The organism is Sphingomonas sp. BLCC-B65, from assembly GCF_028550675.1.
In the GTDB taxonomy this organism is placed as follows: Bacteria; Actinomycetota; Actinomycetes; order Actinomycetales; family Microbacteriaceae; genus Microbacterium.
Map to the genome: position 1 here is coordinate 136,956 of NZ_JAQQGL010000002.1, position 15,151 is coordinate 152,106.

Genomic DNA, 15,151 nt, shown 5'->3' on the forward strand with positions numbered 1-15,151 from the left:
GGGCATCACCGCGAGGCGAGCACCGCCTGGTAGAGGTCGCGGCTGGACAAGCCGGTCGCTGCCGCGACCTCGGCAGCGGCGTCCTTCAAACGGACGCCGTCGGCCACGAGGGCCTGCACCTGGGCGACAGCGTCCTCGGCCGACACGTCGCGAGCCGGCGCTCCCCCGACGACGACGACGATCTCGCCGCGGACCCCGTCGCGGGCCCAGTCGGCGAGGGCTGCCAGACCGTCGCGGACGACCTCCTCGTGCAGCTTGGTGAGTTCCCGGCAGACGGCGGCAGGCCGGTCGGCACCGAAGGCGGCGGCCATGGCGTGCAGCGTCTCGGCCAGACGCGACGGCGCTTCGAAGAAGACCATCGTGCGCGGCTCGCTCGACAGCAGAGCGAGAGCGCGTGCACGCTCGCCGGCCTTGCGTGGCAGGAATCCCTCGAAGGTGAAGCGATCGGTGGGCAACCCGGCCACGGCGAGCGCCGTGACCACGGCGCTCGGTCCTGGCAGCGCCGTGACCGCGACGCCCTGTGCGACGGCCTCGGCGACGAGGCCGTACCCCGGATCACTCACGGTCGGCATCCCCGCATCGCTCAGAACGAGCAGGTCCTCCTCGCGCGCACGGGCGACGAGCTCGGCCGCGCGCTGCTTCTCGTTGTGGTCGTGAAGGGCGACCAGCCGCGGACGATTGGCGATGCCCAACCCCTGCAGCAGCCGTTGTGTCGTGCGGGTGTCCTCGGCGGCGATGACGCTCGCCTGCTCGAGGGCGGCGACGAGCCGCGCCGACGCGTCGCCCAGATTGCCGATGGGAGTCGCACCGAGGATGATCACCGCTTCAGCTTAGGCTGGTGGCCGTGTCGACCACCGCCGAGCCGATCCCACCGCTGCTGCCACCCGTGCGCCGGTCTGCGTACGACCGTTGGCGCGAGCGCGTCGCGGACGATCCGCGACTCCAGCGGTTGTACGGATGGCTCGCTCCGCTGGCGGTGACGCTGCTCGCCGGCATCCTTCGCTTCTGGAACCTCGGGCATCCGCACGTGCTGGTCTTCGACGAGACCTACTACGTGAAGGACGCGTGGAGCCAGTGGAATCTCGGCTATGCGGCGACCTGGCCCGACGGCGCCGATGCACGATTCGCGGCGGGCGAGACGAACATCTTCACGAGCGATCCGAGTTTCGTCGTCCATCCCCCGCTCGGCAAGTACCTCATCGGCTTCGGCATGTGGCTGTTCGGACCCGACAGCTCCTTCGGCTGGCGAGCCATGACCGCACTGTTCGGCACGGCCCTCGTGCTGCTGCTCTTCCTCGTCGCGAAGACGCTGACGAACTCGACGGTGTTCGCGACCGTCGCCTCCTTCCTCCTCGCGATCGACGGCCTCGGCATCGTCATGAGCCGGGTCGCGCTGCTCGACGTGTTCCTGGCGTTCTTCATCCTGCTGGCGTTCTGGTTCGCCCTTCTCGATCGTCGACGCCACCTCGACCGCCTCGCCGCCGCGATCGTCGCGCGCGGGGTGGATGACGCGCCTCCCGCATGGGGAGTCGTGCTCTGGAACCGTCCGTGGATCATCGCCGCAGGGGCCGCCGCCGGCGCGGCGACAGCGGTGAAGTGGTCGGGGGTCTGGGTGCTCGCGGGCATCGGGCTCTACCTGGTCGTCACCGACGCCCTCGAACGTCGACGACTCGGCATCACCTTCTGGCCGATGGATGCCGTGCGGCAGGGGCTCGCCTCGTTCGTGCTGCTGGTGCCGGTCGCCTTCGTCGTGTACCTCGGCTCCTGGAGCGGATGGCTCCTCAGCGACGGCGGCTACGACCGCAAGGTCGCCGAGCTCAGCCCTGCGACGGGCTTCTTCTCCTGGGTGCCGCTTCCCCTGCAGAGCCTGTGGAAGTACCACGAGACCATCTATGCCTCGATGGCCGGTATGACGTCGCCGCACAGCTACTCGAGCGCGGCGTGGGCGTGGCCGTTCCTCTGGCGTCCGACGTCGATGTACGCGTTCTCCAGCCCCGACGGCACGAACGGCTGCTCGGGCGAGAACGGTTGTCTGCAGGTGCTGTACAGCATGCCGAATCCGCTGCTGTGGTACGGCTCGGTCATCGCCGCGCTGTACCTCGTGTACCGCTTCGCCGTCGCTCGCGACTGGCGCTACGCCGTGGTGCTGGTCGGCATCGCGGCCACGTGGCTTCCCTGGTTGATGTACCCCGAGCGCACGGTGTTCCAGTTCTACACGATCGTGATCTGGCCGTTCCTGCTGCTGGCGCTCACCTTCGCGCTGCGGGAGGTCGCCGGCGCGGCCCACGCCCCGCACGAGCGCCGCACGGCCGGGCAGCGGGTCGTCATCGTGTTCCTCGTCGCGGCGGTGGTCTTGTCGGCTTTCTGGTATCCACTGTGGTCGGCGACGCAGGTCCCCTACGACTTCTACCGTCTGCACAACTGGATGCAGGGCTGGGTGTGACAACTATCGAGAATCATTCTCGATAGTATGCGTGCGGGAGGACGAATGCCGCACGCGAACACGGCCGCCGGAGTGGTCGGAACCGCGGCATCGCGCGTGCCCGTCGTCGCCGTGACCGGCCATCTCGGCGCGGGGAAGACGAGCCTCGTCAACCACCTGCTGCGCACGCCCGGCGCCCGCCTCGGAGTGGTCGTGAACGACTTCGGCGTCCTCAACGTCGACGCCGCGCTGGTCACCGGTCAGGTCGACGAGGCCGCCGCGATCTCGGGAGGCTGCGTATGCTGCCTGCCGGATGCGGGGGGACTCGACGACGCGCTCGCACGGTTGGCCGCCCCGCGGTTGCGCCTCGACGCGATCCTCGTGGAGGCGAGCGGCGTCGCAGAACCCGCTGCGCTCGCCCGCCTGATCCGCTTCAGCGGCGTTGCCCGCGTGCGAGCAGGCGGCGTGGTGGACGTGATCGACGCCGTGCACCACTTCGCGACGATCGATGCCGGCGACGACGCGCCGGCGCGCTATGCGACGGCGTCGCTCGTCGTGATCGGCAAGACCGATCTGCTGCCGGCATCCGAGCGGGGATCGACGATCGCGCGGATCAGCACGCGCGTCCGCTCGCGCAATCCCGACGCGCACCTGGTCACCGCCCGTGCCGGCGCGATCGATCCTGTCCTCGTCTTCGACGTGGCCGACCACGACGACCCGATCGACGAGCTGCCGCTCGCCCGCATCGCGCGCGAGGCGCACCACGGTCCCGGACACGACACGCACGAACACGCCCGATCGGTGTCGATCCCGCTGGTCGCTCCGGTGCCGCCGTCGGCGCTCGTCGACCTCCTCGAGCACCCTCCCCGCGGCGCCTATCGCCTCAAGGGGCGGGTGCGGGTGCGCGGCACCGGCGGCGACCGGGGCTACCTCGTCGAACTCGTCGGCCGATCGATCCACGTGTCCGCACTGCCGTCGCCGCCGGCGACCGGCGAACTCGTCGCCATCGGTGTCGACCTCGACACGGCCGGCGCCGATGCGGCCCTCCGAGCCCTGGCCACCGCGCCGACGGAGCGCGCAGACGCCGCGGGGCTGCGGCGCCTGCGACGCTACCGCCGGCTCAGCGAGTGAACGCCGCGGAGGACGACGGTGACGGTCGGGTCAGTTGACCTCGTCGGGATGGGCGGAGACACGACCCCCGCGCTCGAGCGCGGTGATCGCCGACTGTTCGTCGGCGCTCAGCTCGAAGTCGAACAGGTCGAGGTTCTCGCGGATGCGGTCGGGGTTGTTCGACTTCGGGAAGATGATGTGCCCCTGCTGGATATGCCAGCGCAGCACGACCTGCGCGGGCGTCTTGCCGTGGGCCGCCGCAGCGGCGGCGACGGGCCCCTCGTCGAAGAGCGGGTACTTGCCCTGTCCGAGCGGACCCCACGCCTCGATCAGGATGCCGTGCTCCTTCGCGAACGAGGTGACGTCCGGCTGCTGATAGGCCGGGTGCAGCTCGATCTGGTCGACCGCGGGCGTGACACCCGTGGCCGCGATGATCTCGGACAGGTGCGACGGCAGGTGGTTGGAGACGCCGATGCTGCGGGCCTTGCCCGCCTCCCGGATCTGCACCATCTTCTCCCACGCGTTCACGTAGTTGCCGTGAGCCGGTGCGGGCCAGTGCACGAGGTACAGGTCGACGGCGTCGAGTCCGAGCTTCGCGAGGCTCTCATCGATCGCGGCGAACGGCTGGTCGCCGCCCTGCCGATCGTTCCAGAGCTTCGTGGTGATGAAGAGCTCGTCGCGGGCGATGCCGCTGGCGGCGATGGCCCGCCCGACGCCTTCCTCGTTGCCGTAGATCGCGGCGGTGTCGATGTGCCGGTAGCCGGCCTCGAGGGCGTCGCTGACGATGCGCTCGGTCTGCGCGGGATCGACTTTGAAGACGCCGAAGCCGAGCTGCGGGATGGTGTGTCCGTCGTTGAGGGTGAGGAGGGGAATGCTCATCCGTACAGCGTAGGCGGGGCGACGGGGGCGGGGGCCGGATGCCGCGGCATCCACCGCATGGGTTGTTCTCCCCATCGCGACCCGTCTGCGCCCTCCCGTAGGGTCTGACAGAGGGAGGCGGACACATGAGCGACCTGAAGATCGATGTCGGTGAGGTGCTGGCGAGCGCGTCCAGCGCCGAACGGATCGCGGGAGACTTCTCGGCGGCCGAGCGCATCGCCGACGAGACGGCCGGCTACACGGGGCACGACGGCTTGGCCGGCAAAGTGCGCGACTTCGGCGACAAGTGGGACATCGCCCGCGGAAAGCTGGAGGACAACCTGACGTTCATCGCGGACTACCTCCGCGCCGTCGTCGACACGTTCGAGGACCTCGACACCGACCTCGCCGCGTCCCTCCAGCAGGCGGCGGCGGGCGATCAGACCGCCGCGACCAACCTGAACGACGAGATCGGCAAGAGCACCGCGCCAGCCGCCCCGGCAGCCCCCGCGCCGACGCCGAGCCCGTCACCGGGACCCTCGCCGACTCCGCCCGCAGGAGGTGACCGATGACTCTTCCCGGCAACCCGGAGGCACTCGCGGAGCGCGCCGCGACGTACGTGTCGTCGGCGAGCCGCATCGAGCGCGCCGCCGACGATCTGCGCAACCTCGCCTACGCCAGCACCGCGCGTTCGCTGGACGCGATCCGCGAGCGCAGCGGACAGGTCGCCGGCGACCTGTCCGAGGCTTATGGCCGCTATGCGGGCACGGCGAACGCCCTCGTGGAGTACGCGGCAGCCCTGCGCGAGGCGCACCGCAAGGCCGACGAGGCCGACGCCAACGAGGCCTACGCCGAGCGGCACGCCGGCAGCGCCGACACGCAGGTGTCCGCGTACGACCGTCAGCTCCGTGCCCTCGAGCAGTCCGCGGCGCCGACCGGCAACATCGAGGCCGCGGAGCGTCAGCTCGCCGAGGCGCGCGCCGCCGCCCGGCGCTACGACAACGCCGCGACGGCGGCGCGCGAAGCGCACGAGCAGGCCCGACGCGACATGGAGGCGGCGGCGCTACGCGCGATGTCGCTCATCGACAGCGCCATCGACGCTACCAACGAGGGGTGGCTCGACAAGGTCGGCAACTTCTTCGAGGGTCTCGGATCGTTCTTCGCCGACCTCGGAAAATGGATCGGCGACTTCCTCCAAGATCTGTGGAACGAGCTCCAGCGGCTCGTCGCGACCGTTCTGGCGTTGGTGGGAACCGTCCTGATCCTCGCGTTGGTCTATGCGCTGCTGTCGATGATCCCGTTCATCGGTCCGTTCATCGCGGCCCTCGTCGTCGGCCTGCTCGCAGGGTTTCTCCTCGCCAGCATCCTCTCCGACGTCACCAAGCCCACGCCCGCCGTCAGCAAACGCAACCTCACCGACTCGGAGGTCGACAACTACCGCGGGCAGCCAACCGACCTCGCTCACGCGTTGAAGGAGACCACGCTCGTCGACTCGCTCGGCCACCACACCAAGGATTCCGCCGACGAGACGGTCATCAGTGTGACGAAGGTGGTCGATGCCGACGGCGTCGTGCGCTGGCGCGTCACGCTGCCGAGCACCCAGGAGTGGTTCTCCCGGCTCAACGGCGATCAGGGCGCGGTCAACGATCTGGACAGCAACCTGGCGCTCATGCTCACGCCCTCGCTGCGCTCGCAGTACGAGCGCGCCGTACTCGAAGCGATGAAGCAGGCCGGCGTGGGACCCGACGACCCGGTGATGCTGGTGGGGTTCAGCCAGGGTGGGATCCTCGCCGGAACGCTCGCCGCGTACAACAACGACTACAACTGGGACGCCGTCGTCGTCGCGGGTGCACCGATCGACAGCATGCCCATCCCATCCACGACCACCGTCGTCTCGGTGCAGCACAATGGGGATCCGGTTCCGCGGCTCGACAGCGTCATCTCGCTCGGCACCGACGGCTACGCTCCCACGGACAGGCCCAACTGGACGACGATCCAGGAGGACTCGCCCCTTGCATCGCAGGGCGTCGGAGGGATCCACTATTCGCCCGCCTACAACTCCACGCTGCAGAACAACATCGGGCAGGTGCCGGCGGCCACGCGCGACGATCTCGACCGATACTTCATCGGCGATGAGAATGCGTATGGTTACGAAGAGAGCTACTACACGTGGAAGGAGTGACGATGATCGCAGGAGCCTCAGCTCGCCGATTCGCTAGTGTTCTCGTCGCTCTGCTCGCCGTGGGCGCTTCAACGGGATGCTCCTCTCTTTTCGATTCCCCCCAGTCCGCCCCGACCCCCTTGGAGAGTAGCGTGGACGCTTTTCAGCCCGTATACGACGCGATCGCGACATCCGACCCGCGCGTCGAGCGCGCGAGCACCGTCACCACGAGCCTCTCGGGAGCCGCCCGCCAGCTCACGGTCGTCATCCGCATCACCGGGAGCGAGCCGGTCTCGACCCAGACGCTGACCGCCGTTCTGATCGCGGTGAGAGACTCCGCCCACGGCGATGCCGACATGCTCGATCTCGTCGCCCGAGACGCCTCCAACCCGAAGCAGATCCTCGATCTGTCCGACGCCATCCGAGGCCTGCCCTCTGGGCTGTCCACGGTCTGGATCGACGGCGGCCTCGTGGTGCCGATGAGCGATCTTGCCGCGCTCGGCTGACGCGCCGCGTTCCATGAGCACCACGCACGAGCCCGAGCTCGCCTTCCGGCTGCTCGGCACATGGTGGCAGGTCGCCCTCGACTCCGACGACGCCGCCCGCACATCGGCCGCGGAGGTCGCACGTGGCACGCTCGGCACTGCCGACGAGAACGCCACGCCTCGGCGCCGAATGCGCGACGAACTCGTCGAGGCCGCACGGGCCGCGCGCGAGGCGCACGGGCGGTTGCTGCTGCTGCAGACGGAGCTCGGCCCCGGGGAGCCGATGTCGGCGATGCTGACACTCTTCGACGACGACCGGTTCCGGATGAGCCCCGCCATCGGCACGAACCCCGAGCGCGTGCTCGCCGTGCTCGAAGAGTCCCTGCCGACGATCGCTCCCGAGATGGCGGGCACGGCGGTGCGGCGTCCGTTCGCGGACGGCGAGGTGGTCCGCGCGCATCGCATCGACGAGTCGGTCGAGGTCGAGAACGGCGAGGCTTTCACGCAGCGCCGCCTCGTCGCCCACTACTGGTACCCCGTCCCGGACTCGAAGAAGCTCGCTCTCGTGGTGCTCTCGAGCCCGCTCGGCGACATTCCGAACGTGCTGCTGACCTATTTCGACGCGATCGTGGAAGTGTCGGGGTTCCGCCCGAGCGCCTGATCGCCCCGAGCGCAATACGATGGAGGGCTATGCCTTCCCCCACGCCCGTGATCTTCTACCCGCCGGAGCTGCCCGTCAGCGCCGCGCGGGACGAGATCGCGCGCGCGATCCGGGATCATCAGGTCGTGATCGTGGCCGGCGCGACCGGGTCGGGCAAGACCACGCAGCTGCCGAAGATCTGCCTGGAGCTCGGGCGCACGAAGATCGCGCACACCCAGCCGCGACGCATCGCCGCGCGCACCATCGCGGAGCGCGTCGCCGAGGAGCTGCAGGTGCCGCTCGGCGGTGCTGTCGGCTACAAGGTGCGTTTCACCGATCAGGTGTCGGAGGACACCCAGATCGCGCTTGTGACCGACGGCATCCTCCTCAACGAGATCCACCGCGACCGCCTGCTGCGCCGCTATGACACGATCATCATCGACGAGGCCCACGAGCGATCGCTGAACATCGACTTCCTCGTCGGCTACCTCGCACGCATCCTGCCCGAGCGCCCCGATCTGAAGCTCGTCATCACCTCGGCGACGATCGATCCTGAGAGCTTCGCGAGACACTTCGCGGATGCCGGGGGCACACCCGCGCCGATCGTCGAGGTGTCCGGCCGCACCTACCCGGTCGAGATCCGCTACCGCCCGGGTGCGGCCGACTCCGACAGCCCGCGCGACGGCGACCGTGACGAGGTCGACACGCTGACGGCCGCTCTGCGGGAGCTCGACCGCGAAGCGAACGGCGATGTCCTCGTCTTCCTCCCCGGCGAGGCGGAGATCCGCGACGCGATGGATGCCGTCCGCGGCATGTACGCGAAGGATGCGCGCCCCACGGAGGTCCTCCCCCTCTACGGTCGGCTCTCCGCCGCCGAACAGCACCGCGTGTTCGAACCCTCGGCCGTTGCCGGCGTGCGTCGGCGCGTGATCCTGGCGACCAACGTTGCCGAGACGAGTCTCACGGTTCCCGGCATCCGCTACGTGATCGATGCGGGTACGGCCCGCATCTCACGCTACAGTGCACGCTCGAAGGTGCAGCGTCTGCCGATCGAGGCGGTGTCGCAGGCGTCGGCCCAGCAGCGTTCCGGACGAGCCGGGCGCACCTCGAACGGCATCGCGATCCGCCTCTACAGCGAGGACGACTTCCTCGCACGCCCGGAATACACCGAGCCCGAGATCCTCCGTACCTCCCTCGCGTCCGTCATCCTGCAGATGCTCGCGCTCGGATTCGGCGACATCGAGGACTTCCCCTTCCTCACGAAGCCGGACAGCCGCGGGGTCAAAGCCGCGTTCGACCTGCTGACCGAGCTGCGGGCCGTCTCGCCGTCACGGCGGCTGACCTCCCTCGGCCGCGAGATCGCACGCCTGCCGATCGACCCCCGCTTCGCGCGGATGCTCATCGAGGCGCGCCGTCTGGAGGTGCTCCCCGACGTGCTCGCGATCGTCGCCGGACTGTCGATCCAGGACGTCCGCGAACGCCCGTCGGCCGAAGACCCCGCGGCGAGAGAGCAGGCCGACCGCCTCCACGCGCGCTTCGCCGATCCGACGAGCGACTTCCTCACCCTCCTCAACCTTTGGAACCACCTGCAGGAACAGCAGCGCGACCTCGGCTCCAGCGCCTTCCGACGCCTGTGCCGCAGCGAGTTCCTCAACTACGTGCGGGTGCGCGAGTGGGCCGACGTGCATCGGCAGCTGCGCCAGCTGATGGGCGCGAAGACCCGATCGACCTCCGACGGCGCGGCGGCCGACCCCGCGCGCGTGCACCGGGCGATCCTGTCGGGTCTGCTCTCGCACATCGGCATCCTCGACACCCGCTCGCTGACACCGGCGAAGAACGGCGCGGCGAAGGGCGGCGGAAACGACCGTCGCAAGCAGATCGCGACCTACCGCGGAGCGCGGGGCGCGAATTTCGCCATCTTCCCCGGATCGGGTCTGCGCAAGGCGAGCCCCGATGCGGTCATGGCGGCCGAGCTGGTCGAGACCTCGCGGCTGTTCGCCCGCACCGTGGCGGCGATCGATCCCGCGTGGGCCGAGGAGCTCGCCGGCGATCTCGCCCACCGTCAGCTCAGCGACCCGCACTGGTCGAAGGATGCCGGTGCCGCCGTCGCCGCCGAGAAAGTCACGCTCTTCGGGGTGGAGATCATCCCGCGCCAGCGCGTGCAGCTGGCCCGCATCGACCGTCCGCTCGCGCGGCAGCTGTTCATCCGGCACGCGCTCGTCGACGGCGACTGGAACAGCCAGCACCTCGACAAGCGTCTGACCGCATTCGAACGCCGCAACCTGGAGCTGCGGCGCCGCCTGGAGAAGGTGGAGGAGCGCGAACGCCGCCGCGACATCCTCGTCGGCGACGAGGCTGTCTTCACGTTCTACGACGCGCGCGTGCCGCACGACGTGTTCGATGTGCGCTCGTTCGAGACGTGGTGGCGCGAGGCCTCGCCGCGCTCACCGCGCCTTCTCGACTTGACCGAGGCCGACCTCCGCGATGACGCGTCGGGGGCGGATGAGCGCGCCTTCCCCGGTCGTTGGCAGCAGGGCGACCAGGTGCTCTCGCTTGCGTATCGTTTCGAACCCGGAAATCCCGAGGACGGCGTCAGCGTGGTCGTGCCGCTTCCGCTGCTGGCGGCGCTGCGCCCCGACGGTTTCGACTGGCAGGTGCCGGGATTGCGGGCGGAGCTGATGACGGCACTGTTGAAAGCGCTGCCGAAGGCGATCCGCCGGCACGTGGTGCCGGCCGCGGACTGGGCGGCGAAGCTCGGCGAGGACGTGGCGTCGGCCGGTCCTGAGCACCACGACGGATTGCCGCCCCAGACGCTGCGCAGCGCGCTGGCCGCCCGCATCCAGCGCGTGGCGAACCAGCCCGTGACGGCCGACGACTTCGACCTCGAGCGGGTGCCCGCGCACCTGCTGATGACGTTCCGGGCCGTCGATCACCGGGGACGCACCGTCGGCACCTCCCGCGACCTCGCCGACCTGCAGGGCCGCCTCGCCGGCCGCGCCCGCGAGCAGGTCGCCCGCACCCTCACGCGCGAGCAGCAACCCGCCGGGCGCGTCGCCCGCGCCTCGGGGATCTCGGAGTCCGGCATGCCGTCGGGCGACGGGGCGGCGACGGCATCCGCACCCGGCGCGCCGCAGATCGTCGAGCGCAGCGGCATTCTGACGTGGGACCTCGGCACACTCCCCGAGGTCGTCGACACGAAGGTCGCCGGCGGCGTCGTGCGGGGCTACCCCGCGCTCGTGGACGAGAAGGATGCCGTGGCGCTGCGCATCGAGTCCACGCCCGAACGGGCCGGGCGCCTCACGCACGCGGGGGTTCGTCGCCTGCTGCTGCTCGCCGTGCCTTCGCCGAGCGCCTACGTGCTCGAGCATCTGACCGCTGCGGAGAAGCTCTCTCTCGCGGCGTCGCCGTACCCGTCCGCGAAGGCGCTCATCGAGGATGCACGCGTGGCCGTCGCCGATGCGGTGATGGCGCGCGTCGCCCCGGGCGGCGTCCGCACACCCGAGCAGTTCGCCGTCGTCCGCGACGCGCTGTCGACGGCCGTGGTGGACGAGCTGTTCCAGGCGGTGTCGCTGACCGCACGCATCCTGACGCTGCAGCGCGACGTCGAGCGTGCCGTGAAGGCGCAGAACGCGATGACACTGCTCGCCGCACTCGGCGATGTCAAGGCGCAGCTGAGCGGGCTGATCTATCCCGGGTTCGTCTCGCGCACGGGCCTCGATCGGCTGCGTCATCTTCCCCGCTACCTGCAGGGCGCCCTGGAGCGGGTGCGGACCCTCGCCAACAATCCCGGCCGCGACCGCCAGCGTCTCACCGAGTTCGAACGCGCGGCTGCGCTCTACGCGGAGGCCGGCGGCGCGCTTCCCCTGGCGGCCGACGCTCCCGCTCCGATCGCACACGCGCGCTGGCTGCTCGAGGAGTATCGCGTGAGCGTGTTCGCCCAGGCGCTCGGCACCGCCGAGCCCGTCTCGCTCCCCCGCATCGCGAAAGCGCTCTCCGCGTGACCCCACCCGCCGTGCGCGTCCCGATCTCCGCGGAGCGTGTCCCCATTCCCGCGGAGCGTGTCCCGGTCCCCGCGGAGCGTGTCCCGGTTCCCGCTGGGTGAGAGCGCTCCCAACAGCACAGAGTGGGACATGCAGCGGGAGAGGCGGGCGCCGAAAGCGTCAGCTGGCTCGGATGAGGGCGCGATAGAAGCGGATGCCGTTGCGCCACGACCCGACGCGGATGCGCTCGTTGTGGGCGTGCAGCGCGTCGCGCTCGGCCCGCGTGAGGTGGAAGGGCGTGAAGCGGTAGACGTGCGAGCTGATCGCCGTGAACCAGCGACTGTCGCTCGCCCCGAGTTGGATGTACGGCGTGGTCACGACCTCGGCTCCGAGGGCGTCGTGAACCGCGGTCGCGATGCGCTGCCACGGCTCACCGCGCCAAGGTGACACCGGCGACGGATCCGACCCGTGGCGCACCTCGATCTCGACGGCGGGGTCGGCCACGACGCGGCGGATCCGCGCGGTCGCCGAGGCGACGGTGTCGCCGGTGAGCAGGCGGATGTTGATCGAGGCACGAGCCGTGGTCGCCAGCACGTTCTCGCCCGGAGCCCCCGACAGCTCGGTGGCGACGGCGGTCGTCCGCACCATCGCGTTCAGTTCCGGTCCGAGGCGCGCGAACACCCGTGCGGCCAACGGGGCCACCGCGGCGAGGTGCGAGAAGAGAGTGCGAAGCGGCTGTGAGGTGTGGGGGGCCAGTGTCGCGAACAGGGCGCGCACCGGCGGGACGATGCGGGCCGGGAACGGATGGCGCTGCACGCGGTCGATGGCGCGGGCGAGCCGCGCGGTGGCGGGGAAGGCGGGCGGCGTGGACGCATGGCCTCCCCCCTCGCGCGCTGTCAGCCGCAGCGTCAGGACGCCCCGCTCGGCGACGCCGACCATCGCCGTCGGCACCGCGACCCCCGGCACCGCACCGTCCACGACCGCGCCGCCTTCATCGAGCACCAGACCCGGCGTGACCCCGCGTTCGCGCAGCAGCGCCACGATCGCGCGCGCGCCGCCGCCGGCCGTCTCCTCGTTGTGGCCGAAGGCGAGGTAGACATCGCGCGTCGGCGCGTAGCCCTCCGCGGCGAGTTCCTCCACCGCCTCCATGATCGCCACGAGGGCGCCCTTGTCGTCGATGGCGCCGCGCGCGTGGATCTCGGCATCGACACCTTCACCGACCACCTCGGCCCCGAACGGCGGGTGGTCCCATTCCTCTTCGACGACGGGGACGACGTCCATGTGGGCCATGAGCACGAGCGGATCCGCCGCGCTCTGCCGGCCGGACCAGCGGAACAGCACGGAGTAGCCGTCGACGACCTCACGCTCGAGAGCGGCATGCGCGGTCGGATACAGACGCGCCAGCGTGTCGATGAAGCGCGTGAACGCATCCGCGTCCACGAGACTCTCGTCCGCGTGCGAGACGGTCGGAATCTGCAGCAGCTCACGGAATCGGGCGATCGACGCCTCGGTGTCGGCACTCACGGCTCGAGCCTACGCGCGCGCGGCTAGGCTCGTCGCATGACCGACAACGCCCCCGGCACGAGTGTGCCGACCGCGCCCATCCGCTGGGGAATCCTCGCCACGGGCGGCATCGCCCACGCCTTCACGAAGGATCTGCGGACGGCGGGGCTCACCGTCACCGCCGTCGGATCGCGCCGCCCGGAGTCGGCGCGTGCGTTCGCCGCCGCGTACGACATCCCTCACGCGCACGGGTCGTACGAAGAGCTCGTCGCCGACCCCGACGTCGATATCGTGTACGTCGCTTCCCCGCACAGTCATCACCGAGAGCACGCGATCCTCGCCCTGGAGGCCGGCAAGCACGTTCTCATCGAGAAGGCCGTGACCCTGGATGCCGACGAGGCCATCGCGATCCGTGACATCGCCGCGGGGCGCGGGCTGTTGGCGATGGAGGCGATGTGGACCCGGTACCTGCCGCACATGATCCGCATCCGCGAACTCATCGCCGACGGCGCCCTGGGCGAGCTGCGCACGGTCATCGCCGACCACACGCAGTCGCTGCCCACCGATCCGGCGCATCGGCTGAACGCTCTCGGACTGGGCGGCGGTGCCCTCTTGGACCTTGGCATCTACCCCGTCTCCTTCGCGTGGGACGTGCTCGGACCGATGACCGACATCCGCGCGGTGGGCCGCCTCGGCGACACCGGAGCAGACACCGAGGTCGCGATCGCCGCCGTCCACGCGGGCGGTGCCATCTCGTCGATCGCGACGAGCTCGCGCGCCGCCGGTCCGAACACCGCCCACGTGATCGGCACGAACGCCCGGATCGACATCGATCGCGTCTGGTACGAGCCCACCTCCTTCCGGGTCACCGCGACCGACGGCACCCTGATCGAGGAGTACCGCAGCGAGGTCGACGGCCGCGGCATGCAGTTCCAGGCCCTCGCCGCCGAGCGCCTGCTGCGCTCCGGTCGCACCGACAGCGACCTGCTGCCGTTCGCGGAGTCGATCGCGATCATGCACGCGCTCGACGACGTGCGGGGCCAGCTCGGCGTGACCTACCCGAAGGAGCGCTGACATGGTCGAGCTGCAGGGCAACCGCGTCGCCGTCTACCTCGACTTCGACAACATCGTCATGAGTTGGTACGACCGCGTGCACGGGCGCAATTCCTACGCCGCCGACCGCCAGAAGATCATCGCCGACCCCGATGCCCCCGAGATCGCCCAGCGCCTGAAGGAGGCCACGATCGATGTCGGGGCGATCATCGACTACGCGGCGTCCTTCGGCACTCTCGTGCTCACGCGTGCCTACGCCGACTGGTCGTCGCCGGTCAACGCGTTGTACCGTTCGCAGCTGGTCGCGCGCGCCGTCGACCTCGTGCAGCTGTTCCCCGCGGCAGCCTACGCGAAGAACGGTGCCGACATCCGTCTGGCCGTCGACACCGTCGAGGACATGTTCCGCCTGCCCGACCTCACCCACGTCGTGATCGTCGCCGGCGACAGCGACTACGTGCCGCTCGCGCAGCGGTGCAAGCGTCTGGGTCGCGTCGTGGTGGGTGTCGGCGTGGCCGGCTCGACGGCCAAGTCGCTCGCGGCCGCATGCGATCAGTTCGACTCGTACGATTCGCTGCCCGGAGTGGTGCTGCCGGCGTCCGCCGCGACCCAGAAGAAGGCGGATGCCGCCGCCACGGCGGGCCCGTCATCGTCGCGTCGACGCAAGAAGACCGAGGACCCGACGGCGGAGCTTCTGCGGCGTGCCCTGCGCCTGGAGCAGGAGCGCACCGACGACGAGTGGGTGCACCTCTCGGCGGTGAAGAACCTGCTCAAGCGCATGGATCCGTCCTTCAGCGAGAAGGCCCTGGGCCACCGGTCCTTCTCCGACTTCGTCAAGGCCTACCCCGGCGTCGCCGACATCGACGAGACGACGAACATCGTGCGCGTGCGTCCGCACTCCAGCGACGACGGCGCGGCCGACGGGAGCTGATGCCCGTCGAC

12 protein-coding genes are annotated in these 15,151 nt (G+C 70.2%); 9 read left to right on the forward strand and 3 right to left on the reverse strand.

Annotation, left to right across the window (positions count from 1 at the left end; genetic code table 11):
• Positions 1-5 precede the first annotated feature (5 nt).
• Positions 6-821 (reverse strand): 16S rRNA (cytidine(1402)-2'-O)-methyltransferase, encoded by an 816-nt coding sequence (gene rsmI / locus PP359_RS13990; protein WP_036315439.1) that lies wholly within the window; start codon positions 819-821, stop codon positions 6-8.
• 23 nt (positions 822-844) lie between these two features.
• Between rsmI and PP359_RS13995 the strand changes: the two genes are divergently transcribed.
• The gene (locus PP359_RS13995) at positions 845-2,443 is read left to right on the forward strand and encodes a dolichyl-phosphate-mannose--protein mannosyltransferase (RefSeq protein WP_295817562.1); all 1,599 of its coding nucleotides are present in this window, start codon (positions 845-847) and stop codon (positions 2,441-2,443) included.
• 45 nt (positions 2,444-2,488) lie between these two features.
• Positions 2,489-3,553, forward strand: a complete 1,065-nt coding sequence (locus PP359_RS14000) for a CobW family GTP-binding protein (protein ID WP_036315438.1) — start codon at positions 2,489-2,491, stop codon at positions 3,551-3,553.
• A 30-nt stretch (positions 3,554-3,583) separates the two neighbouring features.
• Here the strand turns inward: PP359_RS14000 and PP359_RS14005 are convergent, their stop codons facing one another.
• Positions 3,584-4,411 (reverse strand): aldo/keto reductase, encoded by an 828-nt coding sequence (locus PP359_RS14005; RefSeq protein ID WP_112931115.1) that lies wholly within the window; start codon positions 4,409-4,411, stop codon positions 3,584-3,586.
• A gap of 125 nt (positions 4,412-4,536) precedes the next feature.
• Here PP359_RS14005 and PP359_RS14010 point away from each other — a divergent pair, with 125 nt between their 5' ends.
• From PP359_RS14010 to hrpA, 5 genes are all read left to right on the forward strand, one after another.
• Entirely contained in the window at positions 4,537-4,962 is a 426-nt protein-coding gene (locus PP359_RS14010; RefSeq protein WP_036315437.1) for a hypothetical protein, read from the forward strand.
• A complete protein-coding gene (locus PP359_RS14015) occupies positions 4,959-6,572 on the forward strand; it encodes a hypothetical protein (RefSeq protein ID WP_499250877.1) in 1,614 nt (537 codons plus the stop codon). Before PP359_RS14010 ends, PP359_RS14015 begins: the two co-directional genes overlap by 4 nt.
• Positions 6,573-6,703: 131 nt before the next feature.
• On the forward strand, positions 6,704-7,057 hold the full coding sequence (locus PP359_RS14020; RefSeq protein WP_036315419.1) for a hypothetical protein: 354 nt from the start codon (positions 6,704-6,706) through the stop codon (positions 7,055-7,057).
• Between the two features lie 13 nt (positions 7,058-7,070).
• The gene (locus PP359_RS14025) at positions 7,071-7,697 is read left to right on the forward strand and encodes a hypothetical protein (protein WP_499250878.1); all 627 of its coding nucleotides are present in this window, start codon (positions 7,071-7,073) and stop codon (positions 7,695-7,697) included.
• A 29-nt stretch (positions 7,698-7,726) separates the two neighbouring features.
• A complete protein-coding gene (hrpA, locus tag PP359_RS14030; protein WP_499250879.1) occupies positions 7,727-11,677 on the forward strand; it encodes an ATP-dependent RNA helicase HrpA in 3,951 nt (1,316 codons plus the stop codon).
• A gap of 159 nt (positions 11,678-11,836) precedes the next feature.
• On the opposite strand, the gene PP359_RS14035 is transcribed toward hrpA, so the two are convergent.
• Entirely contained in the window at positions 11,837-13,180 is a 1,344-nt protein-coding gene (locus PP359_RS14035) for a M20/M25/M40 family metallo-hydrolase (RefSeq protein WP_112931112.1), read from the reverse strand.
• 36 nt (positions 13,181-13,216) lie between these two features.
• Between PP359_RS14035 and PP359_RS14040 the strand changes: the two genes are divergently transcribed.
• On the forward strand, positions 13,217-14,233 hold the full coding sequence (locus PP359_RS14040) for a Gfo/Idh/MocA family protein (protein WP_112931111.1): 1,017 nt from the start codon (positions 13,217-13,219) through the stop codon (positions 14,231-14,233).
• A gap of 1 nt (position 14,234) precedes the next feature.
• Positions 14,235-15,140, forward strand: a complete 906-nt coding sequence (locus PP359_RS14045) for an NYN domain-containing protein (RefSeq protein WP_112931110.1) — start codon at positions 14,235-14,237, stop codon at positions 15,138-15,140.
• The last annotated feature ends 11 nt before the right edge of the window (positions 15,141-15,151 follow it).